The organism is Enterobacter sp. JS8-1 (genome assembly GCF_049187015.1).
In the GTDB taxonomy this organism is placed as follows: Bacteria; Pseudomonadota; Gammaproteobacteria; order Enterobacterales; family Enterobacteriaceae; genus Enterobacter; species Enterobacter mori.
In genome coordinates, this window is the sequence record NZ_CP185805.1 from 4,140,506 (window position 1) to 4,164,138 (window position 23,633).

Below are 23,633 nucleotides of genomic sequence, written 5' to 3' on the forward strand. Positions count from 1 at the left end.
GCGAGCGGCCGCCTGGCGAGCACAAAATCTGAATGAAGCGCGTCGTGCCGGTATAAGAGGCTGAGGCTAGCGCCAGCTCTCGTCTTCCCAGACTTCGCGGAGAATGGTGTCCAGTGCTTCGCGTTCGGCCTCGCCGTCAACGCCCAGCAGCTCAACGCCGGTCATGGAGCCTTCTTTCACCGTCACCCGCGTTGACGGGAACAGGGGCCTAATCCTGCGGGTGAGTTCGCACTGGAATGCCGCCACGATGGACGGGCCAACGTGCTGATCTTTATCCAGCGTGATATTCACCCGCACATTGCTTTCTTTTTTGATTCGTTCTGGAACAGGCGATGCCGAGAAAACAACGGTAAACGCATTGTTTTTGATTAAATTCCCTCTCGCAATCTCAGCAATTAAATTCAGGGCAATCTCACGATCTCTCTCCTGACAGGTTCCTTCTGTCGTCAGTCGCGCAATCATCTCGACTCGTTCAATCATGACTTGCTCATTCAACTCTCTGTCCACACAACCTCCACCACGAGATACTGTATAAACATACAGTAGCACGTATTCATAAAAAGAGTGAAGCGAAAAATCAGAATGCCTTGCGGTATGTACATGATATCGATGGAGATTAGCGTTCCCGTTGGGTGAGCAGGCCCGTTAAATGCCCAATACGTTCAAGGATTTTCCGCGCCTTTGCCTGATAAGAACGCGCTGCCGGAAAGAGCGAACCGTCAGCGGCGCCTCTGCACCATTTGTCGTTAAAGCGGCTGACGCCGCCCGCCATAAGATGCAGGGCCTCTCCCCGGCTGATGGCGATTCCGGTGGCGAGCCGGATCTCGTCAATCACCCTCTCCGGAACCCCGTTCTGCGGATCCCGCTCATAGACAAAGGGTGCCGATGCGCCGGGCCGGATGCGTTTGATGCGCTCGGTTAATGCCCGTCGCGCACGCCGGTTAAGGGGTTGAGAGGGATCGCTCACCGTACAGTTAATGACAGAACTCCGAGGAGGTGCAGGCGCAACCTGAAGGTCCACGGCCCGCTTCGGCACAATTTTCCACTGCGTGAGCCGGGTCAACACCGGGCTGCCCGCACCGACGGCGGAATCGTACACGCCGCGGATGCGAACGGTCTCCTCGCCGTACTGGTTAAATTCGGCGCGCGGTTCATACAGCATGCGCACCTGCAAATCATCGCGACGCACAAACGGCCCGCCCTGTGCGGTGACGTAACCCGCCCAGTCCCCGGCGTCCGCCGCGTCATGGACGGCTGCAAACTCCACGCTCAGACCGCGCGCGGCCTCGGTGTCCGTCAGTCGACGCAGCTCGCGGTAGACCGTTACCGGCGCGCCGCCGATGAACTGAAACTGGCGAATGTGCCAGCGCCCTGCCCAGGCCGATACGGCGCACGCCGTCTCCTTCAGCAACCCGCCGCTTTCGTTATCGGTTTCGCCATCCAGCGCATAGCCGTCGATGTTCTTTGAGATGTATTTGGCGATATAGCCAGTAGCACTGCCTTTTTGCGGATCGATGGCGTCCGCGTGAAAGCGCACCCGTGCGGCGCTTTCACTCTGCAGCTCAGCGGCATCCTCCTCCCGCGCGTAGTCCCCTATAATCTGGCGTACACATTCGACATCTTCCGGCAGCATAAACATCAGCATGTGCCAGTGGGGCGTACCGTCGTGATGGGGTTCCGCAACGCGGATACCAAAAATGCGCCGCCCCTCCCGGTGCAGCTTTGCGCGAATGCGCGCCCACAGCCGCGTGAAGTAGCGTTGCGTATCCGCCGGGCTGGCCCCGTCCCACTTCGCGTTGGGGTAGCCCGCGCTCACGGTCGCGTGATACCGCGCGGGCGCGGTTAACGTATAGAACTCGCCCACATAGCCCAGCGCCTGGCAGATGTTTTCGAAGCCGCGAATGCGGGTCATCAGTTCACAGCGACGTATCGCCGGATTGGCTACCGAGCTGTCGTATTTATCAATCAGGCTGATGCGATTGCCCTCTTCATCTTCCAGCTCCATGCCCTTGAGAAATTCGCGGGTGCGGCGCTTCTGCTCGCGCCATTCCGTCACGCAGCGCTTGCTCGCATACGCCGTTCTCTTTTTGCTGACGTTGCCGAGGGCAATCTGCACATGCTCGCGCCAGGAGGCCGCGATCCGACGCAATCGCCCGCGCCACCACGCCTCGGAAAACAGGCGGATCACCGCCGCGGCAACATCATCTTTGTTGAAAAACGTCGTCGACACCCGCTCCCAGTGCGGGGGCGATACGTTAAACTGCCGTGCGATCAGTCCGGCGCGCTGATACCAGACGTACAGCGTCTGGTATTCACCCATGTCAGCATCGTTAATATTCGCCAGCTCGCCGCGAATAAAGCTGGCGATATCGGCGGCCAGCAGGTCGATATCCGCGCGGGACATATCGGGAAGTCGGTTATAGCGGGCAACCAGCTCGACCATCCGCGAGGCAAGGTATTGCAGAAGTCGGGTGTCGAAATGGCCTTCAAATACGGCCCGGGAGACCGCGTCGTGCAGGCCCGCGCAGGCATAGCGTTCAGAAACCTGCCGCAGGCGGGGCAGTATCCTGTTGCAGAAGCGGATCAAAAAGGCATTGGCCTGCGGGCTGCCCCGACGCTGTTCGAGAGCATCGACCGTGCGCCAGACGTCAACGCGCACGCAGTCAGGCTGCTGTGAGAGGGCAATTCTTGCCTGCTGCAGCGCCGCGAAAAGGCGATCGCGGCGCTGCAACTGGGCATGGGTAAGGTAGGGGCTGACAACGGCCGACCGCGGAGCGTTCCACGGATACGCAAATGACGTAGCCAACTCATCCTCCCCGGACGTGTTTATTTTTCATCTCCGCGATCTCCTGGCAGGTGACGCACAGCGCCACGCCGGGTACCGCCATGCGGCGCGCTTCGGGTATCGGGGCCTCGCAGTCCTCGCAGAGGAAACGCGAAGGTGATGCGGGCCGTCTGCGGGCGTGATTAATGTGCCGCTCTCTGTCTTCCTGCTCGCGCGCCTGCGCAAGATCGATAAAATCGGCCATCAGTGCAGCTCCTGTGATTCACGCTCGTTGCGGGCCGCTTCGAGGCACAGCAGTTCGGCAACGTCTTCTCCGCTCATGCCGGTTTTAAAGATATGGCTTGCCAGCGCCTCCAGGCGCAGGGAGACCGCACGGGCTCGCGCGCATCGTTCCTCTGTTTTTGCCTCCTTCAGCAGGCGTTTCAGTTCTTCACTTCCGAGTGGATAAGAGCGGTTTTCACTGTTTCGCATCACGCGTTCTCCTTAATTTCAGGCAATAGGGTGCCCGGCGGGTTTACGCCATTCGTTTTTGGGTTGGGTTACATCGGCATGGTCAGCCGTTCAGGAAATAAACTCACAACAGCACGAAAATGGTTCATGGCGGTAATCAGCGCCCGTTTCTCCTCAGTCGTCAGCTCGCTGATATCGCACTCGTGGCGGGCGACGGGCAATCTCGCCAGGAAAAAGATGGCGGCCAGCGCCCTGCAGTTCTCCTCAAAACAGGGATCGCGCTTATCGCGCAGCTCGGCCATAAACCGCGCCAGCTCTTTTCCGCTATCGCTCCCGTATCGGGCGCGCAGTTCAGCGACGTGGTTAAGCCCGCTAAGACGAGCCCCCACGCTAAGTGGAACCCTCGCACGGGCAGCTTCTATCGCCATATCACCCCTCGCGTAAATTCACGCACGCTAATGCGCTGATAACGGGCACAGCACGGCTTTTTCCGCCGTTTGAGGATTGCGATTTCAGAAGCCATGCTGCATGATTCCCATTTTGATACTGTCTGCAATCATTAGCCTCTGTTTGCCAACGCCTGCCGCTGATTGCCCGAATTTGTAATGATATTAATACCCAAGTGAGTATTAGTAAACACCCAAAGGAATATATTTTGATACTAGATTCTCAAGTGAATAATGAAGAGTTACTCGATAGAATCTGTCAGGTATATGGTTTCACGCAGAAAATCCAGCTGGCCCGTCACTTTCATATCGCCGCCAGCTCGCTTCAGAACCGCTACGCGCGCGGTACCGTCTCTTACGACTTTGCGGTTCAGTGTGCGCTGGACACTGGTGCCAGCCTTCGCTGGCTGATGACCGGACAAGGTGCGCAGTTTGAAGGTAGCCCCGCGGCGGACGATCCCGTTTCGGTTTCTGCATTCACCCTTAGTGATGGAAGACTGGAAGAAAATACTATTTTGAGTATCGACTCAACTTTCTTTAGCAAACCGCTGGCACGTGGCATCGCCGTTCGGGCGGAGGGAAAACTGCACTTTATCGAAAAAGAGGCGTCGTTAACCGACGGTCTGTGGCTGGTTGAGATTGAAGGCACCACCAGCATCCGCGATTTGACGCTGCTGCCGGGCAAAAAACTCCACGTTGCGGGTGGAAAGATTCCCTTTGAATGCGGTATCGACGAGATTAAAACGGTGGGTCGTGTGGTGGGGATTTACAGCGAGGTGAGCTGATGGCGTGCGGGTAATCAAAAACATATGCTCGCAATAAAAAAAGCCAACCCCGCACTTCCGCGGCGTTGGCCCTGTTTTTAAGGCAGTGACGCTTACAACAGGTTAAAAGACATAACGCATGCCAAGGGTAAATTCATTAGAGACGATGTGTGCTTTCATCTGTTCGTCTTTTAAGCCACGCGCATTAGTGAAGTTGTTATATCCGCTTTCGATCTTGCCCATATCAATATAGCGATAGCCCAGATCGACATACAGACGCTCTACCGGCGTGTAGCTTACACCCGCGCCTAACGCGTAGGTCAAATTGCTTTGGGTGGTAGACGCATATTCACGACCTGCATTACCCTGCCAGCCGCCCGCTTTGATCTTACTCACGCCTAGCCCTGCGGTACCGTACACGGAAACACCGTAACCCAGCTCATAATCGCGATACACGTTGAGCATCAGACGCTCGGTTTCAGTCTGCAGGTGGTTATAGCTGTTGGCGAACGTGCTGGAACCGCTGGTGTATTCCGTTTTCTGCTTAAAGGTATATTCACCTTCGGTGCGCCAACCGTTACCAAACTGATAGCCCGCAGCAATCGCCGCGCCGCCAAAATGCTCTTTCTCTTTACCACCGACGAACTGCCCGACACCCGGGCGCGCGCTGGTATCCATCTCTTTCGCACGCTGTTCAATTTGCAGGTATTTTGCCGAACCGTAATACCCTTCCTCGGTATTTGCCGCCAGAACGGTCATAGGGATTATCGCGATCGGCAGGGCGACTACAATAGCTTTCATCTTCATCTACACTCCGTTGAAAAATTATTCCGCTCGTCGAACCCTCGTTCGCCGATGCCAGGAAAACACACTCAGTGAGACGAATCATAGGCAGTCCCGAAAGGGCAAACTATTAGGATGAATACGCGTTTAACCTGGTAATTTTACGTAGGGATTTGTCTCGATTTTTATCCCGATCTTTTTACTTTCAATTATTTATTGGTTGGGGAAAACGCAGCAGGACAATCGCGCCATCGGTCGGAACCGTTTACAGTTCCGTCACATCCAGCGTGGTATTTTCCGGCACGCTCAGGCTATCTATCGTTATTCGGTTCACCCGCCATGATGTTTTTTTGATGTTGGTTGAGAAAGACCATTGCAGCCCCCCCTGAGCTCAGGGAAGTGGCGTTTAATGCCCGAAAAAGTACAGCCCGTCAGCATTTTTGAGGAGGGTGAGATAATGCAGTTTTACCGTATCAATTAATACATGACTATCACCTACTGTGCATTATTCATAATGCCGTGAAGTCATACAAACGAGATTAGATAACCTGATATAACCGAGTTGTTTTCTATGCAGAAAACACTAAGCCTGTCCCGTAATGAAAAATTCCCTGGTCACCTCAGTGACAAAATCGAAATCATTTGTCACTTCATGAGAGCGACTCCAGGAAACAGGTAATACAGGACTCTCCACCCTTGAAAAACAGGCATTTTGGATATTTTTTATTTTTATTTCATCGTCCATACATTCAATTAATGAAAGTAAGAAATGCATACCATCTGAATGAATGCTGAGCGTTTTTTGATTATCAAAATATTTAATATTTACGCTTCCAGTATGAGTCCTGAGCGTATGAAGCGCATCACAGATATCAGCCCACAAAGGACAATCCTTTTTACTGAAACCAGTATCTTCGCAAAACAGGAAAAGCTTCATATTCATCATTCATCCTTTAACAAAGTTGTTCTCCTGGCATTTTAACATGGAAGATAAATAATCAAGAGCAGGATGAAGAAAGATCAAGTGATGACGCTTGAAAATTACAGATTTTAGGAATTTTATGGTAAAGCGGGAGAATGGATGACAGGGTGTTTTGAATGACACCTGCGAACAAGCGCGACAACTGGTAATGGGGCGAATGTTACGGTTGAAAAAGAGATTCCAGCGCGGAGACACTGATCATTTATTCAAAAATATTGTTCAGGGATATTTTCTGAAGCCACTTCGCAATTCTCAAAATTTTCTCCCTACCAGATACTGAATTTTTATACAGTCCGGTATAATCAACGCAAAGAAAATCACTTCACAGTAAAGGAAGCGTTAACAAGATATAATTTTTCAGATAATTAAAGAACGCAGCATGAAGGTGTACCACCACCTCCATGCCACTAACCACAAAGCAACTTATACGGAGTTGAATATGGCTGAGACGAATTTTAAGCCAGAGTTTACTGTTTTCAAAACAGAATCAGACGCTTTTAACAGTATTACCGAAAACCGCGATCTGATACGCAAAAATGATATTCGCCGTTTGCACGGAAACCGGACTGATGCTGCCCCCATTCATCCCCGTGCGGAAACGCAGGATGACAGTTCTGCCTGTTGTGAGCTTTATTCACGGGTGGACTGTCAATACCTTCCCCTTAGCGGCAAGTGGCTCACAAATGCAGGTTTTATCAATGGGATGCCAGTCAAAACCCGGGTCATGAAGGATTGTATTGTCATTACGCCGCAACATACACGTGAGTTATGGGGATGTCTTGAAGGTATGAGTGTGGTGAATATTAATAAAAAGAAAGTGGCGCAGTGGTTGAAGACGTTTCCGGGAGCGCTGAATGATTTGGGGGATGTGCCGGTGATTAAACGGGATAAATGAAAGTTAAAAAAGATCCCGGCCAGCGGCCGGGATCTATGACGATTAATAAAAATCTTGATCTACAAGACCTTCTGTTTTCAGTATCTCGAGAAAACGTTTGTAGGCAGTTTCATCTCGCTCTAATATATCGTCTAATAAAAACTCTTTAATTAGAGCCCAGTGATAAAGACCATTTATATGGGTTGAGAAATACTCAAATTTACCATGTAGTGTGGAATCAACTATCTCGACATTTCTCGAATTATAAGCGAGCAATCCTCCATAATTCTTGGGGAACCCCAAGAATAGCGTCTCATCTCTAAGCCAATAAATAGCAAAAACATTTATTACCGTTCCATCTCTCTCTTTTACTTTCATTTAATCAGCCCTTTAATATTTTCTATTACATCTGCCGGGTTAGGATTAGCTCTTTGTGGGGTATCAATTTTCATATCATAGGCTTTGCCAGTATTATAGTTGTACTGATAATGAATAGTGATTGATTCTCCCTTAGCATTTTTCTGGACTACCTGCATTTTTTGGAATCCTGCACTTGCAGGGAAACGCGGATCTTTGTTCATCCCAGGTAATATTTGACCGCCTGCTGGGTTTTCCTGCACTTGTTTCCATACAATTTGTTCATTCAAATCCCTCGGTGCTGTAAATTGTTTACCTGGTTTCGCCGTCGAGATCTTCTCCGCTGCGCTGATCAATATCTTGTTATCAATGACCTTCGCGGCTTTACCCGCCAGTAATAAAGCTTTTTCCGCCGGGATCGACGTCAGCAGAGCCAGCGCATAATCCTTCGCTTCTTCCGCCGTAAGCAACGCCATCACGGTATCTGAGCCAGGGTTATTACTCAGGATAGCCTTGATAATATCAGCACTTTCCGGTAAGTCACCACGCACTATATCCGTCAGTCCGGCCTGTACCTGTTCCGGTGAAAGATTATTGTCCTGAGCATATTTAACCCAGGATGTTGCCGACTGGGCCGAATCAGCAAGACCTTTACCGAAGTCATTCGGGCTAAGTGCATTCGATTCCGCCGCATTCTTCCCGCCCTGCGCCCCCGCAGCTGCTGAAGCCGTACTGTCTCCCGCTATCCCTCCGGCCATCCCCGCCGATATCGTTGCCAGCGTGCTGACCGTCTGCTTCTGCTCCTCGCTCAGGTCACTGACCGCTTTACCCGGATACATCGCCGTCATAATGGCACGCGCCGCAAGCTCACCCGTCGCCGCACCGGCCGCACCCGCCGCTGCACTGTTCCCCTGCAGGGCCGCAACCGCGCCGCCCAGTATCGCGTGCGCGATGGTGTTGACCGCCGGATTACCCTCGGTTGATTTCAGCAGATGCGCCAGTTCCGGTGCCGATGCCCCAGCCAGTGCACCGGTAATATCTCCCCCCGCCAGCCCCTGAAGCGCCGCTGTCGCCGCCTGGATACCCCGCTGGATATCACTGCCCGTGCCGTACTTCGCCTGTTCGTCCCGGTACTCCGGCGTCTTTTTCAGTTGCTCAACCGTCAGGTCAGGGTGCGTCTTACGCGCCTCCTCCAGCGCATTAAGCTCGCCCTGCGTTCTGGCGATGTCTGCCACCTGTCCGCCGATATCGCTGATGGCGCTCGCCTGCGCAAGACGCTGCTGCTCCTTCTCCTTGTCAAATATCGGGCTGATGCTGTCGTTCGCATGCTCCGTATCCCGGCTCAGGTTAGCCACATCCTGCTGCTGGTTCGCGGTATCACGGATGGTGATGTTACCCTCGCCCACTGCCGCCTGCGTCGTGCCTTCCGCATGACCGCTGCTGCCCGCTGCCGATACCACCCCACCCGGCAGGTTGCCCTTGAATGCGTCGCCGCCAAAGTCGCCGCCGCCGCTCAGGCTGACGCCGCTGTGGCTGACCTTATAATCCGCCTCGTTGTGGATATCACGGAAGCCCAGCGTTCCCGTGTCCAGACTGTTTTTGTCCGCCGTCGCCGTCGAGGCAATCACCGCGCCGTCAAGCTGCGTGTGGCGTCCCACCGTCACATCAAAGCCGCCTTCACCCGCGAAGAGCCCTGTCTGCTCCTGCACCGAGTCATACGTGCTCTTCATTTTGTCCTGGCTGGCGCTGATGTAGCCGGATCCCGTCATGCTGCCGAAAGAGAAGCTGCCGCCTGCCGCCGCGCTGTTCTGCGTCGATTTATAATCGTTGCTGTCCTGCTGGCTGCTCATCCACAGGTCACGTCCGATATCCGCAACGATTTTATCGCCGCTCACCTGCGCACCGCTCAGAATGGCGTCCCGCCCGCTGGTCAGGCTGACCGTCCCGCCGCTGTCCAGCGTCGTTTCCGTCCACGCCGTACCGTCGCCCTTTTCGTGACCTTTCGACGCGTTTCCATTGGCAAAAACACTGATGCCGTAACCGCTCTTCCCGCCGCCAATGCTGACGCCCGCACCGCCACCGCTGCTGCTGTTCTTGCCGGTCGTCTGCTGTGTGCTGGCTGCACCGCCCAGCACAATATCGTTCGCAGCGACAAGCGCGGTGTCGCCGCCCGCCTTCAGCTGGCTGCCACCGATAAGAATGTCGCCGCTGTTATCGTCTTTCCCCTTTCCGGTCGCGGTGATGGACAGATTATTCCCCGCATTCAGCGTACTGCCCGCAACCGTGTCACTCTGCATGTGCTGTTCGGATTTCGATTTCTGCGAGGAGAGCGAAACGCTTACGCCGATACCGCTGTTGGGATCGCCATTAATCTGCGCCATTTCCGCACCCTGCGACGCCTGCACACCTGACAGCGCCGCTTTGGTGACCTTCAGCGCCGCAAGGCGGTCATCGCTTTCGCCTTTTGCATCCCGCGCCGTCTGCACCGCACTGTTCACCGCGCTCCCCGCCGCCCCCGACAGCGCCACCGTCAGCCCGCTGCTCTTCTGCTCGAACGTCTCATCGCGGGTACGCTTGTCGTGCCCCGGCTCAATTACCACGCTGTCGCCGGTCAGGCTGATATCCTTCTGCGCGATGATATCCGCCCCGCCAATATGCGCCTGTTTGCCCGCCGTAATGCTGACGCTGCCGCCCGTCGAGCCGACCGTGCTGAAGCTTTCACTCTGCGTCGTGCCCTGTTCCCGCAGGTCGTGGGTGGTTTTGCTGCTGCCGATGGTGAAGCCGATACCGCCCGTACCCATCAGACCGGACTTTTTGGTCTCCTTAAAGCGCCAGGAGGTGTCGGTGTTGGTGGCCGCCACGATATCCACATTGTTGCCCGCCGACAGCGCAACGTCTCCGTCACCCGCCACCGCCGAGCCTGACACCCGCAGGTTGTTCCCCGCCGACACCGTCACGTTGTCGCCGCTCAGCAGCGAGCCCTTCTCCCTCGTCGCGCTGTCTTCCTCAATGGTGTGGGTGGTCTTCTTGCTGAGGAACCCTTTTTTGGTTTTGGTTTCTTCCTTAAAGTGGTAGTCACTTTCCGTCGCCGTGGTCAGGTTCACGTCGCGCCCTGCCGCCACGCCGATATCACCCTGCGCTGTCACCTCTGCCGCCTGTGCGGTCACGTCCCGCCCGGCAAGAATGACCGTATTACCGCCGCTGGCGATTGCCGTACCCTGCTGGCGTACGGACTCATCGATAACGGTTTTCTTACCGCCCTGGCTGCTGCTACGCGTGGTGGTGGCTTCTGCCAGCAGGTTCACGTCGCGTCCGGCCTGAATGCCCACATCCCCTTCTGCCGCCATCGCCGCCGCACGGGCATTCACGTCGTTACCCGCCTGCAGGGTGAGGTCGCCGCCTGCGGTCAGCGTGCTGCCCTGATGCGTGACCGACGCCATCTCCGTTGTCGTGCGGTTGTGCCCGGAACGTCCCTCGCTCGTCGCCATCTCGTTGGCGGTGATGTTGATATCGTTCCCTGCCGCCATGCCCAGGCTACCGCCCGCCGACACGTTTGCGCCCGTCACGTTGATATCCTGTCCGGCACGCATCACCAGCCCGTCTGTCGCGGTGATGGATGCCGTTTTGCCCACATCCGTACCGCCAAAATGCACGTTCCCCGCGTCAACATTCCACTTCCGGGTGTTGGTGATGTTGTTGATACTGCCGGAAACGCTCTCAAGCCCGACGGTTTTACCGCTGATGGTGGAGCCGATGTTGTTGATATCCCCCAGCGCGCTCAGGTTCAGCCCGCCGCCCGCGCTGATGAGCCCGGCGTTGAGGTTGCTGATGCTGTTGCTGCTGTCGATGGACAGGGCATTCTGCGCCGTGATGGTGCTGCCGCTGTTGGTGACGTTGCCGCCCGCCAGCTGCACGTTATTACCGCTAATCACGCTGCCGCTGTGAACGGTGACATCCTTCGGTGACAGATAAACTTTCGGGACCATCACCGTCTGGCCGTTAATGGTCGCCGCTTCCCACCACAGCAGGCTGTGGTCAAGCGCGGCAACCTGCGCCGCCGTCAGCGCCACGCCGAATTTCAGTCCCAGCGTTTTCTGCTGCTCTGCGGCGCTGTCCATCAGATAGCGCATCTGGTCGAGATCGGAACCGATGCCGTTGATATACCGGCTGCCAGTCTGGTTCAGAATGGCGTTGCTGACGTAACGGGTATCGAATGCCGCGTCGCCGAGGAAACGGTAATCGCGATCCGGGTTCAACCCCAGACGGTCGAGGAAGTACGCCGAGCCAAGGAACTGGTTCCGATCGGTGTAAGCACTGTTGGTCTCACGCGGTGCATCGCCAGGCTTGATGCCGAGCATGCCATAGAGTCCATCAAACAGGCTGTTGTCCACCTTCCCGAGGCCATCAAGCTTAGGGTTCACCGTTATCAGATACGGGCTATCGGGGTCGGTAGATGGCACGAAGTAACCGTTATCACCGGACGGCAGTGGATAATTTCCACTGCTACCATTTTGGTCGGAAAGTGATGAACCGCCGGAGATATCTTTCAGGGCGTCGCTCAGCGCATCACGCCATTGCGGCGTGGTGATGTCCTGCGCATCTGCTTCGACAAGAGACTGCGCCTGCTCGCCGTTGGCGATGGACTGGTTGCTGAGTGGGGTCAGCGTAGGGGCGGCAATCGTATTGCTAAAGCCGTCCGTGTTCGCGGTGACGAGCGTGTTGCTGATGTCGTCAGTGAAGGTAGCAGAGACATTGCCGCCAGCCTGTATTACTGCCCTAACAACGTTAGCGGTATTTTCTGATTCGACCTCACGTCCACTCAGTGTATAGGTTATACCACCGGCATTAATGGCTGATGCCGTGTAGACAAGATACTCAGTCTCAGAACTGGCCTGATAGCTTTGGTTGTTGAGTTGCGCACCTTTTAGGCTAATGTCGCGATTAGCAAGTATATTGCTACCGCTATTGTCGAGATAATTTGCAATGATATTTAGATTATTAGCTGATGCTATGCGCGCTGCCTGACCAGTACTGCTTACATCAACCTCAGTTCGTTTAATAGCAAAACGTTTGGTTTGACCCGAATCATTAATCCGGTAAGAGATGGTAAAGAAAGGCTCATCCATGCTGCACGCACCTGGATAGGTCGGAAAACTCATACAGCTTCCAACCCAGACATCCGTGCGATTTTTTATTGTGGAATAGCTCCCCTCATCCATATCATCAAGGCTTACAACAAAGGATGATTCCCCCACCCAGGAAGGGTTTTCCAAATCAACTATCTGGGTATTTGAATTGCTTCCATCCCGCTTATTCAATAAATGCGCGGTCCTAATCGCAATATCACCCTTCTGTGTCTCAATATTCCCAGATTTATTCACTACTTCACTGTTCGCCGCCCCCGCCGCATTTTTCTGCATCCACAGGCTATTCCCTGCCAGAATATCGCCATAGACGTTATGGATACGGTCAGCGAAAAGCTGCATATTATTCGCAGCATAAATCAGTGCGGTATTGAGCAAGGTGCCTACAGCATTCATCGTCAGGCTGCCTGCCGTACCGGTAAACCCATTAACAGTGATGTCGCTCAGGCTGCTAAAGACCACGTCACCGCCTGCTGAGAGACTACCTGTAGCGTTGAGCAGAATATTCTGCGCATTGAACGTGCTGCTGCCGTTACCGGTGGTGAGCGTACCGCTGTTCGTGAATGCTCCGCCCGCGCTGAGGGCGATGGCATTGCCCTGGATAACGCCGCTGTTGGTGATGGCGTTTTGCGAGGAGAGCGACAGCGTTCTACCTGCGGCCAGCGTACCGGTGTTCACGAGAGCATTGACCAGCTTCAGCGTAGCGTCGCCCAGGGAAACCACCTGACCATGACCGCTGAAGTCGGCGACATCGAGCAGCAGATTGCCCCCGCTGTAGAGTTTACCGCTGACGGTATCGGTGAGAGCGTCACCCGCTACCGTCAGCGAGGCAGTACCCAGCACCGTGCCTCTGTTGGTGATGTTCCGGTATTTCACCCCCAAATCCGCACCCTGAAGCGTGCCGCGGTTATCGAGCGAGCTGCCACGCAACTCAGCGCTGCCCGTAGCCAGGACATTTCCGCCATTCACGGCATTCACCACATCCAGCAGCAGCGTGACGGCCTGAACCAGGCCGCCGCTACCGTTTGCCAGCTCTGGCGTGGCCAGCGTGAGCTTTCCACCGGAAAGAATTTTGCCGTCATTCTGTAAACGGGTGGTGGCTTTCACCGTGGATTCACCGCCGCCCTGCACCGTCCCCTGATTATTCAGCGTGGCGGACGACGCCTTCAGCGCGTTCTGGCTCAACAGAACGCCACCAGCGGTGTTGTTCAGCGCCCCGGAAACATCCAGCGTCAGCGCTTCACCCTGAAGCCGTCCGCTGTTGATCAGTTGCCCGGCTGTGATTGCGGTCGTTTTACCCTGAATCTGTCCGGCGTTCGTCGCGTTACCGGCATTCATCGACAGGATGCCAGCCGTGAGTAATTTCCCGCCGACCTGGTTGGACAGCGTCTGGTTCAGCGAGGCGGAAAGCGCATCAACCCCGGAGATTTCACCGCTGTTTGTCAACGTATTCGCCTTCAGCGTCAGATCCTTGGCTATCCACTGCCCGCTGTTTGCAAGCGTCAGTGCTGAGAGCGCCAGTTCTCCGTTTGAGGTGATTTTGCTGCCCGTCGTACTGATAAGATTGCTGTCGAGCTGCGCATCCAGTACATCTGCCGCCTGGATCGCACCGCCGTTCGTAAGCGCCTGCGCATGAATAAGTACCCGTTTACCCTGCCATTGCCCGGCGTTACTGAGGTCACCGGCCGTCACCGCCAACTCACCCGCCGTCAGCAGCGATCCCGATGCTTCATTCACCAGCGAGAGGAGCGGTGCAGCCATCTCCAGACGAGCAGCCAGCGTCAGCGCGGCGATCCCGGTGAGCGTGCCGCTGTTAGTGATACTGTCCTGATGCGCGGTGACACGGTTCCCCTGAACCGCTCCGCTGTTGCGCAGCGTATTCCCCGTGAGCGAGAGCGTGCCTGCCGATAACAGATTGCCGTTGTTAACGGTATTGCCCGCATTCAGCGTGATGTCGCCCTGGCTCATCAGTTCACCGGTATTGCTGAATGTCCCGGTGGTGGAGGCATTAAAGGAGCCGGTTGCCAGCGAACTTCCGCTGTTATTCCAGTCGCGGCCGCGGAGACTGACATTCTGCCCCTGCAGCTGGCCTGCGGTGGTCAGCGTGGTGCCTGAAAAGGTGAGGTTCCCGCCCGTAAGCGTGCGCGAGCCTGCCGCTAAATCCAGCACACTGGCGGTCACGGATAACGCGGTATCACCCTGCAAAAGACCGCGACTGTCGAGGCGATCGGCATTCAGCGTCAGCGTGTTCCCTACGATACTGCCTGCACTGGACACCGATTGTGCCGTGATGCGGTTTGCTCCCTGCGCCAGCAGCAGGCCTCCTGCGCTGTTATTCAGCGTGTCGTAATCAACAAGGAGTGACGCGCCACTCAGCTCACCGCTGTTGGACAGGCGCGAACCGGAAAGGGAGAGCCCGGCATCGCTGGTGATAATGCCGCTGTTTTTCACCTCATCAACTGAAAGGGTGAGTGCCGCCGGGCTGTACAGCACGCCGCTGCTGCGGTTATCCAGCAGACGGGTAACCAGTGACAGCGTCTGCCCCGCGTGGATCAAACCACCGTTAATGACTGCAGGACTGCTGATGGCGAGCGAAGACGCCGTCAGCGTCCCCCTGTTATTGAGATCAGTGGTTTCAATCTTCAGGACTGACGCAGAAGATTTTCCCCCGTGACTGAGAGCGTCAGTGGCTGTCAGGATAAGCCCATCTTTCGCAGCCTGCGTCCCATCAAGCTGCGCATTCTGTACGTCCACGCTGACGCTGTTACCCTGCGTCTGTGCCGTTGCCGTGGTCGTCAGGCTGTGACCCCGAACGCTCACGGAGCCGCCCGCGCTGGTTTCGCCTGCAAGAGTGGTAGCCGTATTGTTCAGCGCCAGATCGCCATCGCTGTGGATTACTGACTTTTCGGTGGTGATGAACGCGTCTGCTGAGCCAGCAAGCCCTCTGGCACCGGAAAGCGTGCCGCTGTTTGTCACCTGTGCAGCCTTCAGCGTCAGCGTGTCATCGCTGACGAGCGCGCCGCTGTTATCCAGCTTACCGCTCGCGATAACGGTCGTTTTACCTTTCGCGCCGGTGTCACCAGACAGCGTGGCGTTGCGCGCGTTGATACCCAGCGTGGAGGCGCTTTTCAGGGTGCCGGAACTGGTGATGTCGGTTCCTGAAACGTCCAGGCTGTTGCCCTGAACGGTGCCGGTATTGCTGAATGTCCCGGTCTTCAACGAGGCATCCGTCCCCGCGGACAGCGTCCCGCTGTTGATCAGGTTCCCCGTGTTTATGACAAGAGATTTTCCGGCCGTGGTACTGCCTTTCAGCAGGGTGTTCCCGGACGTGAAGAGCGCGATATTCCCGCTGGCACTGGTTCTGCTGCTGCTCTCCTGAGTCAGCGCCTGACCGCTGAGCGAGATATCTGAGGCGCTGACGTTTCCGCGCTGCGTCAGCTCACCGCCTTTCACCGACAGTTGCTGACCCGCAACGACAGAGCCGTTAAGCGCGGCACGCTGCGACGCCTCCAGCGAAATATGGCGTGATGCGGTCAGCTGCGTCCCGGTTTCCAGCGTTTTCGCGTTAACCGTGGCATCCTGCCCGGCGATGTTTTTCCCCTTAAGCGCCGCGTTTTCTGCCACGTTCACGGCAAGGTTACGACCGGCACCGGCCTGGGCATCCGCACTCTGGGTGAGGGCGTTTGCCGTCAACGTGGTGTCGGTTCCCGCAGTGAAGGCGCCGCCGCTTTGCGTGAGGGTACCGTTGGTCGCTAACTGAAGATTTTTCTCGGCGGCGATATGGGCCTGGTCGAGCGTCAGGGCGCTCTGCCCGGAGACTGTGAGGTTATCCCCTGCTTTATGGTCGCCGGTTAACGTCACCTCTTTCGCAGAAACGCGGGTGCTGCCGCTGGCTAGCGTGTTTTTCAGCACCACTTTCCCCGCGCTGCTGAGCGTAATATCGCCCTGACGCGCGTTAAGATCCCCCAGGTTTACCCCCAGGCCTGTTTCGCTGGACACCAGACGAATACGGTTGGCGTACATCCCGCCCAGCGCACCCGTGTCTACCGCCACCTTCGGCGCGTCACCTTCTCCTTTCAACGCGCTGACGCTACCGTCTGCTGCGACGCGGTTCGCCCCGGCGACCACACGTACCTCTTTCGCATGCAGCTGGGCATTGATCTCGGTCGCGCGGGAAATAATCGATACGGCATCACTCTGGCTGCCATCCAGCCCGGCGCCCTCAATGGTGACCGCACCTTTAGTCACATCAAGCGATTGCAGCTTCCCGCTGGCGTCGAGCACCGGTTTCCCCGTGGTGAGCGTCGCATTCGGCGTATTGATAAATCCGCAGCCGTTACAGGTGATACCGTAGGGGTTCGCCACAATAACGTTTGCCGCCTTGCCCGCCACTTCGGTGTAGCCCTGTAAATGTGAGCGGTTCGCGCCAGTGACTTCGTTGATGATCCCCTTGGCTTCCTGCCCGGCTTTCAGGTTGGGGTTGTTTTGGATAATCCCGCCAAGCTGGGTCTGGTTCAGCTGTCCCGTGGCGTTATTCAGGATCAGCCCTTCTTTGCCGACGTTGTAATCATGGTATTTATTATGGGAAATACCGGACTGATTCGGCGTAGCAATGTTCACGACCGGAACACCGTTGGCCGCCTTATCCATCTGCGTATTTCCGGACGGGGAGATCGTGGCGGCCACCGCAGGCAGCAGCGGCTGGGTTGCCAGCAATACGCTCAGTAACGCGCTAAGCGCACGCTGTGAAAAACGAACCTGATCCTTTTCCATCATCCCTGTCCCTTAAAAAGCCACTGAAAAACGGTAATAGATCACGAGGTGATCCGGTGCCAGCCAGTCCGGATAGTCCACCGGTGTGCCGACGGTAAACTGGCTGGAGTACCCGCGATTCGTCGCGGTAAGCCCCAACGCGGTTCCCCACAGCGTGCCGGAGGCGTAACGATCCTGGCCGTCCTTCTTCAGCCAGCCGCCGTCAATTGCGGCAAGTACGCCAACATCGCCGACCCACGGCAGCGTAAAGAGCGACCAGTTCAGCTCGTTTCGCCAGTAGCCGCCGTTATCCCCGGAGATGTACTGCTCCTTAAAGCCCCGAACGGACGTTTCGCCGCCCAGCGTCAGACGCTCGCTGCCGTACAACCTGTCCGGTGACCACTGAAAATAGACGCTGGTGAGCCACCAGAGTTTGTCCGCCACGGGACGCTGAAAGCTGCCGTTCAGGCTCCATTTGCGGAATTCGGCTTTTGGCACATCACCCTGTTTGTCGTTATCGTCTTCCGCACCCAACCACGGCACGCCCTGCGTAAAGGTTGGGTTCAGGGTCGCCACGCCCGAGGCGATTTTTTGCGTGTGGTTAATGCCTAATGAAACACTGGAGAGTTTGCGGCTGCTGGTGGCCAGCAAAACATCATCGAGATAATTCCGGTTGATGCGGTGAGTGATGCCCGCCGACACGCCGGTTTTGATATCGCCATTGCGGAACAATACCCAGGAGCCCGTCAGACGGTGCGTTTCGGTATCCCCCGTCGACCGCCAGAGGTAGCCGTTATTATCAATAGTGCTGAGGTAGTTGCTCCAGCTGTAGCTGTAGTCCAGCAGTCCGTAGCCGTAAGGGATGCTGACGCCTGCTGCAAAATTTTGAGCATCCTTGCTGTTGGAAAAATCACTGCTGCGCCCGCCGCTGATAAACCACTTATCCGCCAGACCCAGCAGGTTATTTCCGTACAACGCGCCAGTAAGCTGCCCGGTCCCGGTGCTCTTTTGCCCGCTGTTATCAAAACTGACGGAGCCGCTAAGGGGGAACTCTGGCGTGGCGGTCAGATTAACCACCGAGTAGCCCTGCCTGTCGCCGGGCAAAATTTCAATCTCAACGGGCCGCTGACGTACCCGGTTGAGCTGTTCCATGCCCTGTTCGATATCGCGCAGGTTAAGGATCTTCCCCTCAAGCCCGGGGAAGGTTATTTTCAATGTGCGGTCCGGCACACCTTCGAGGCGAATGTGCTGAAGCTTTCCTTCCAGCACGGCAAGATGGAGCACGCCGCCGGAGAGATCCTGCTCGGTTAAAAACGCGCGGCTGGTGATATAACCCCGGCTGATGTACCAGTCAGACACGGCGTTAGTCAGGGTATTTAAGCCAGCAATATCAAGGCACTGATTCAGCCACGGCGCAACCAGCCGTTCTTTAGCTAACGGAGACAGAAGGTTGGCACCCGTCAGTTCGATGCGCGAGATAGCAAAACAGGGGCCTTGTGGAGTCGCGGTACTGTCGGGCTGAACGGGACGCGGTACCACCACGCTGCGCTCCAGCGATTCACGCTGACGCTGGCTCTCATCCAGCAGCTGCTGCTGTTGCTGCTGGATGGTATTACGGTCGGTCGGTGACAACGGGGCGGCGAGTGCGATCCCTGGCGCCAGTAACAGGATGGCCGCCAACAGCGCGCATGCTGATGTTTTCCCTAACACTCTTTACTCTCCGCTTAAAGTCCGTTTTCAAACTTGACTGTTAAAAAACGAGCAACTTATTTCAAAAAGTAAATAGTGTAAATATCAGCAAAGAGAATAAGGATATTTCTGGCGCATTTTCAGATTTTTGCAGGGGTATATCTGAAGCAAGATTAAAGAAATCCCCTGTCGCGCCGATCATCATCCGTGTGTATTATTTCCTGTAGCGTTTACAACAACTAACCTTAACTCAAATACTTAAGCGCCAAAGCGAAAGGCATCATGAGCACACCGATCAAACGGCTAGAAATCATAAAAAATGCCATCGAACTGGAAGATGACGACATCATCCAGAGCCAGCTGACGCGGCTGAAAAATGAAGCGTTTGACGAGGAGCTACAGGCAATCGTCATGGCGCTTGAGAATAAGAACTACACCGCAGCTATCAGGGCCATCACCGCGTGGCTGCAGGGCCAGCGCGCCGTGACCCCGTGGCGTGACCCGCAGGTGGCCGCCAGCAAGCTGGAGCTGAAGGCGCTGGAAGAGCGTCTGCGCGACCTGATTGACCGCCGCAACGCCCGCGTGCAGCAGCTTGATGAGTTCAACGATCTCTATTTCTCCCGTCTCGGGCCGCTGATGCAGCAGATCCTCGCCCTGCGTAAAACGCTGGCGGAGTTAAACCTGCGCCGTCAGCAGGCGGAGGCGCGTCGTCGCGAAGAAGATTATCGCCGCTGTCAGCGCTATATGGCGCAGGCGGTAGAGGTGCTGGCAACGCTCACCCAGCGCTGGCGCGATCTCCCGGCCGATTCCGTACAGGCTGCCGAGGCGCGTAAACAGCTGCAGCAGCAAAGCAACCTGATTGCCAATCTTCTGGCCGAAGCGCTGGAACTGGAGAGCGGCTTAACGCGTGAAGAAGAGCCCGCGCGCCAGGCGCGCGATGAGGCTAACGAAGAGTACGAGAAGTATCGCGAGCAGCATCACGATGCCGAAGTACGTCTGCGCAAAGGGAAAGATCTCTCGGAAGAGGATCGGAACGAGCTGAAACGCCTGTGGCGTCAGGCGAGCAAGCTGTGCCACCCGGATCTGGTGGCAGACGATCTGAAAGAAGAAGCTAACACCATGATGGTGCAGCTTAACCAGGCCAAACAGCGCGGGGATGTGAAAGCGATCCGTTCACTGGTGGCACGCCTGCAGCAGGGCTTTGAGCCAATGATGGCGAGCGACAGGCTGAACGATCTGGAGCGTATCCGCAAAAAAATGGCGCAGGTGCGCGAGCAAATCGACACCTTAGTGAACGAGCTGGCGGAGCTGGAGAAAGAAGAATCCTGGCTGCTGGTGTCGTCGCTGAACAATATGGAAGCCTACTTTGCCCAGCAGGAGAAGGCGCTGCATGAGGTCCGCGCCTCGCTCGAACATCAGGTGAGCGAAGCGCAGCTGGAGTCCGCAGCCTGACTATTTAGCGTGCCAGTATGCGCTGGCACGCACCAGCTGTTGGTCAATCGCGTCGGTTTCAAACTGGCGGCTCAGGTTTTTCACCACCTTCCCTTCCCCGGTCAGCCAGATAAAGTAATCCTCTTCGGGCACGGCCAGCGTCGCCAGATGATCGGCCACCGCCTGCGGGTTGTGGCCCACAATCCAGGTGAGGTTGAATTCACTCAGGTGCGCCAGATAGTCCTTATAAGATCCGTCACCCACGGTCACGACCGCATGAACGTCCGGGCGTACCGGCAGTTTTGCGATGCCTTCTAAACGGCGGCGCAGCGCGGGCATCCCGGATTCATCGCACACGTACAGCTGCCAGGCGTAATCTTCCGGCACCACCAGCGATCCGCGCGGCCCACCGATAGTGAGTTTGTCGCCAGGTTTGGCCGCTACCGCCCAGCTGCAGGCAACGCCGCCATTATGAACGAAGAAATCCAGCACCAGCTCATTTTTCTCCTCATCGAACAGGGGCGTATAGTCACGCGCCTGCGGGCGCACGCCGTCGCCCCACTCGATGCCTTCATCGGTGACAACGGGCGGAACAAAGGTCGCGCCCGGCGCAGGGAAAAAGACCTTGGTGTGGTCGTCGAAACCGCGGGAGCTAAAGCCTTCCAGCGCCTCACCGCCGAGGACAACGCGCTGGAAGCCAGCGCTGACGCGCTCGACGCGGAGCACGTTCAGCTCGCGAAAGCGCAGGTCATTGCGGACACGTTGAGGGTAACGGGTTGATGTCATTTTTATGCCCTTCTCAGGTGAATACGATATATCGAAATTGATTTTTTAATGATAATGATTGCTATTAACCAAGAATGCAAGATCTTTTAGATTGCATCTGAATATATCTAAGATATAGTTTAGATATATCAAATTAAGAGAGTCACTATGCGACACGAACATGAAGGCGGTGGACGCCGACCGCGCTTTTTCGGCCACGGCGATCTACGGCTGGTGATCCTGGATATTCTGACCCGCAATGCCAGTCACGGTTATGAGCTGATCAAAGAGATCGAGAACCTGACGCAGGGGAACTACACGCCGAGCCCGGGCGTGATCTACCCAACCCTGGATTATCTGCAGGATCAGACGTTTATCACCATTACGGAAGAAGAGAGCGGTCGTAAGAAAATTGCGATAACCGCTGAAGGACAAAACTGGCTGGATGAAAACCGGGAACAGCTGGAACAGATCCAGGTGCGCATCAAAGCGCGCAGCGTCGGCTTCCAGCTGCGCAAAAACCCGCAGATGAAGCGGGCGCTGGAAAACTTCAAAGCGGTGCTGGACCTGAAGGTGAATCAGGGAGAGCTCAGCGACGCGCAGCTCAAGCAGATCGTCGGCGTGATCGACCGCGCGGCGCTGGAGATCTCCCAGCTGGATTAAGCGAGCGCGCGCTCGCTGACGCGGAACACTTTTACCAACTCTTTCAGGTGCATCGCCTGATCGTTCAGCGATGCCGCCGCCGCAACGGACTCCTCCACCAGCGCCGAGTTCTGCTGGGTGGTGGCGTCAATCAGGCCAATCGCACTGTTGATCTGCGAGATGCCTTCCGTCTGCTCATGGCTGGCCTGACGGATCTCACGCAGGATCACGTCCATCTCCTCCACGTTGCCGACCATCCCGTTGATCAGCCCGCTGGCTTTTTCCACCAGGTTCATCCCGTCCTGAGTCTGGCTGGTGGAGCTTTCAATCAGCTGGCGGATTTCACTCGCCGAAGAGGCGCTCTTCTGTGCCAGCTGGCGCACTTCGCCCGCGACCACCGCAAAGCCACGGCCGTGCTCTCCCGCACGTGCCGCCTCGACTGCTGCGTTCAGCGCCAGAATATTGGTCTGGAAGGCAATGGCGTCGATCAGGTCGATAATGTCGGACATCCGGTTGGATGTTTCGTTAATCAGGCGCATTTTGCTGGTCACCTGTTTCATCATCTCACCGTTGTTTTTCACCACCGTGGCGGCATCGGCAGAGAGGGTGGTCGCTTCCCCGGTGTGCGACGCGGTGTTTTTCACCGTCGCGGTGATCTGCTCCATCGAGGCTGCCGTCTGCTCGACGGAACTGGCCTGCTCTTCGGTGCGCGCGGCCAGATCCTGGTTGCCTGCGACAATCTGCGCGGCGGCGCTGGAGATGTTTTCCGAGCCGGTTTGCACCTGCTGCACAATCTCCAGCAGACGGGTTTTCATCTCCATCAGCGCATGCAACAACAGGCCGGTTTCGTCTTTACCGTGAGACGTAATGCTGTCGGTCAGATCGCCATCGGCAATGGCTTCTGCAAAGCTCACCGCCTCGCCCAGCGGACGGGTAATGGAGCGTACGATAAACCAGCCGATCAGGCTGCCCGCCGCCACGCTGAAGAGCGTGATCAGGAGCAGCAGCATGCGGTTGGTTCGGAAATCACCGTCCACCTGCGCGCCCGCGCTCTGCATCTCGTTGTTTTGGATGGCGATCAGCGCCTGCACCTTCGCTTTGTAAGCCTGCTGCACGGTGAGGGTGTTGGTCATCATCTCCTGGATAGCGCCCGCACGGTTGTTGTTCTGTACCGCCTGTAAAATGCGGTAGCGCGAGTCCAGATACTGCTGGCGCACGCTGCGGATATCCGCCAGCACCTGCTGAGACTTCTGATCCTGCAACGCGTTGTTCAGCTCGCCCAGGATCACCGTAATGTGCTCGCTGATCTCTTTCAGACGCTGCTGAGATTGCCCCGTGTAGGTGCCCTGCTCGTCCAGCAGCATAAGCTGCTGCGTGCTTATAAATTCCTGGAAGTTGTCGATTAGCTGGTTGGCTTTTACCGTGGTTGGATAATCGTGGGTAATGATAGTCTGCATCCCGTTGTTCGCCCGATTCAGGCTCAGCAATGAGACACTCGCACTGACGATCATCAGAACAATAAAGAACCCAAACGCCAGAAATAATTTCGTGCCGATCTTTACGTCATGTAAGAACATATTTACTCCATCGATGTGATTATTTCTCAGACGATCACCGTTATCGGTAACGAACGCGCTAACTTTATGACTTTGATCGTTTTTTTATTTCATAACCATCACAATGGATAGGTACAGTCTATTAATTTTGGCGCATCGATCGTTGCGTAACCACCAGAGAGGGCATTTCTGAAATAGCATCGGGGAAAACTG

General features: G+C 56.0%; 16 protein-coding genes. 4 read left to right on the forward strand and 12 right to left on the reverse strand.

The genetic code is table 11. The features are described from left to right. Positions 1 to 66: 66 nt before the first annotated feature. The 5 genes from ACOQH0_RS19745 to ACOQH0_RS19765 all read right to left on the reverse strand — a co-directional run bounded on the left by ACOQH0_RS19745 (position 67) and on the right by ACOQH0_RS19765 (position 3,663). Positions 67 to 507 (reverse strand): DinI-like family protein, encoded by a 441-nt coding sequence (locus ACOQH0_RS19745; RefSeq protein WP_089601086.1) that lies wholly within the window; start codon positions 505 to 507, stop codon positions 67 to 69. 109 nt (positions 508 to 616) lie between these two features. Then, positions 617 to 2,806, reverse strand: coding sequence for a replication endonuclease (locus tag ACOQH0_RS19750; RefSeq protein ID WP_421511057.1), 2,190 nt, complete (start codon positions 2,804 to 2,806; stop codon positions 617 to 619). 1 nt (position 2,807) lies between these two features. Further along, on the reverse strand, positions 2,808 to 3,029 hold the full coding sequence (locus tag ACOQH0_RS19755) for a TraR/DksA family transcriptional regulator (RefSeq protein ID WP_047347784.1): 222 nt from the start codon (positions 3,027 to 3,029) through the stop codon (positions 2,808 to 2,810). After that, positions 3,029 to 3,256: a DUF2732 family protein gene (locus tag ACOQH0_RS19760; RefSeq protein ID WP_421511058.1), complete on the reverse strand. Its 228-nt coding sequence runs from the start codon at positions 3,254 to 3,256 to the stop codon at positions 3,029 to 3,031. The genes ACOQH0_RS19755 and ACOQH0_RS19760 overlap by 1 nt, the downstream gene beginning before the upstream one ends. Positions 3,257 to 3,324: 68 nt before the next feature. Beyond that, positions 3,325 to 3,663 carry a DUF5347 domain-containing protein gene (locus tag ACOQH0_RS19765; protein WP_010435814.1) on the reverse strand — a complete coding sequence of 113 codons (339 nt, stop codon included), beginning with the start codon at positions 3,661 to 3,663 and terminating at the stop codon, positions 3,325 to 3,327. Positions 3,664 to 3,890: 227 nt separating this feature from the next. Here ACOQH0_RS19765 and ACOQH0_RS19770 point away from each other — a divergent pair, with 227 nt between their 5' ends. After that, entirely contained in the window at positions 3,891 to 4,466 is a 576-nt protein-coding gene (locus ACOQH0_RS19770; protein ID WP_421511059.1) for a phage repressor protein CI, read from the forward strand. A 102-nt stretch (positions 4,467 to 4,568) separates the two neighbouring features. Here ACOQH0_RS19770 and ACOQH0_RS19775 read toward each other — a convergent pair whose 3' ends face one another. Both ACOQH0_RS19775 and ACOQH0_RS19780 read right to left on the reverse strand, forming a co-directional pair. Further along, positions 4,569 to 5,252 carry an outer membrane protein gene (locus ACOQH0_RS19775; protein WP_421511060.1) on the reverse strand — a complete coding sequence of 228 codons (684 nt, stop codon included), beginning with the start codon at positions 5,250 to 5,252 and terminating at the stop codon, positions 4,569 to 4,571. A gap of 559 nt (positions 5,253 to 5,811) precedes the next feature. Further along, positions 5,812 to 6,165 carry a DUF6911 family protein gene (locus ACOQH0_RS19780; protein WP_421511061.1) on the reverse strand — a complete coding sequence of 118 codons (354 nt, stop codon included), beginning with the start codon at positions 6,163 to 6,165 and terminating at the stop codon, positions 5,812 to 5,814. Positions 6,166 to 6,649: 484 nt separating this feature from the next. On the opposite strand from ACOQH0_RS19780, the gene ACOQH0_RS19785 reads away from it, so the two are divergent. Next, entirely contained in the window at positions 6,650 to 7,105 is a 456-nt protein-coding gene (locus tag ACOQH0_RS19785; RefSeq protein ID WP_421511062.1) for a SymE family type I addiction module toxin, read from the forward strand. A gap of 42 nt (positions 7,106 to 7,147) precedes the next feature. Here ACOQH0_RS19785 and ACOQH0_RS19790 read toward each other — a convergent pair whose 3' ends face one another. Genes ACOQH0_RS19790 through ACOQH0_RS19800 form a run of 3 tightly spaced genes read right to left on the reverse strand, consistent with a single transcriptional unit; the run spans position 7,148 to position 19,020 of the window. Continuing rightward, entirely contained in the window at positions 7,148 to 7,462 is a 315-nt protein-coding gene (locus ACOQH0_RS19790) for a hypothetical protein (protein ID WP_421511063.1), read from the reverse strand. Further along, a complete protein-coding gene (locus ACOQH0_RS19795) occupies positions 7,459 to 17,361 on the reverse strand; it encodes a hemagglutinin repeat-containing protein (RefSeq protein ID WP_421511064.1) in 9,903 nt (3,300 codons plus the stop codon). Before ACOQH0_RS19795 ends, ACOQH0_RS19790 begins: the two co-directional genes overlap by 4 nt. Before the next feature lie 9 nt (positions 17,362 to 17,370). Next, entirely contained in the window at positions 17,371 to 19,020 is a 1,650-nt protein-coding gene (locus ACOQH0_RS19800) for a ShlB/FhaC/HecB family hemolysin secretion/activation protein (protein ID WP_421512379.1), read from the reverse strand. Between the two features lie 288 nt (positions 19,021 to 19,308). Between ACOQH0_RS19800 and ACOQH0_RS19805 the strand changes: the two genes are divergently transcribed. Continuing rightward, the gene (locus ACOQH0_RS19805) at positions 19,309 to 20,478 is read left to right on the forward strand and encodes a DNA repair protein (RefSeq protein WP_421511065.1); all 1,170 of its coding nucleotides are present in this window, start codon (positions 19,309 to 19,311) and stop codon (positions 20,476 to 20,478) included. Here the strand turns inward: ACOQH0_RS19805 and ACOQH0_RS19810 are convergent, their stop codons facing one another. Further along, positions 20,479 to 21,243, reverse strand: a complete 765-nt coding sequence (locus ACOQH0_RS19810; RefSeq protein ID WP_421511066.1) for a siderophore-interacting protein — start codon at positions 21,241 to 21,243, stop codon at positions 20,479 to 20,481. Positions 21,244 to 21,390: 147 nt separating this feature from the next. Here ACOQH0_RS19810 and ACOQH0_RS19815 point away from each other — a divergent pair, with 147 nt between their 5' ends. Then, positions 21,391 to 21,885, forward strand: coding sequence for a PadR family transcriptional regulator (locus ACOQH0_RS19815; protein WP_010435828.1), 495 nt, complete (start codon positions 21,391 to 21,393; stop codon positions 21,883 to 21,885). Here ACOQH0_RS19815 and ACOQH0_RS19820 read toward each other — a convergent pair. Next, the gene (locus ACOQH0_RS19820; RefSeq protein ID WP_421511067.1) at positions 21,882 to 23,441 is read right to left on the reverse strand and encodes a methyl-accepting chemotaxis protein; all 1,560 of its coding nucleotides are present in this window, start codon (positions 23,439 to 23,441) and stop codon (positions 21,882 to 21,884) included. The genes ACOQH0_RS19815 and ACOQH0_RS19820 overlap by 4 nt on opposite strands. Positions 23,442 to 23,633 lie beyond the last annotated feature (192 nt).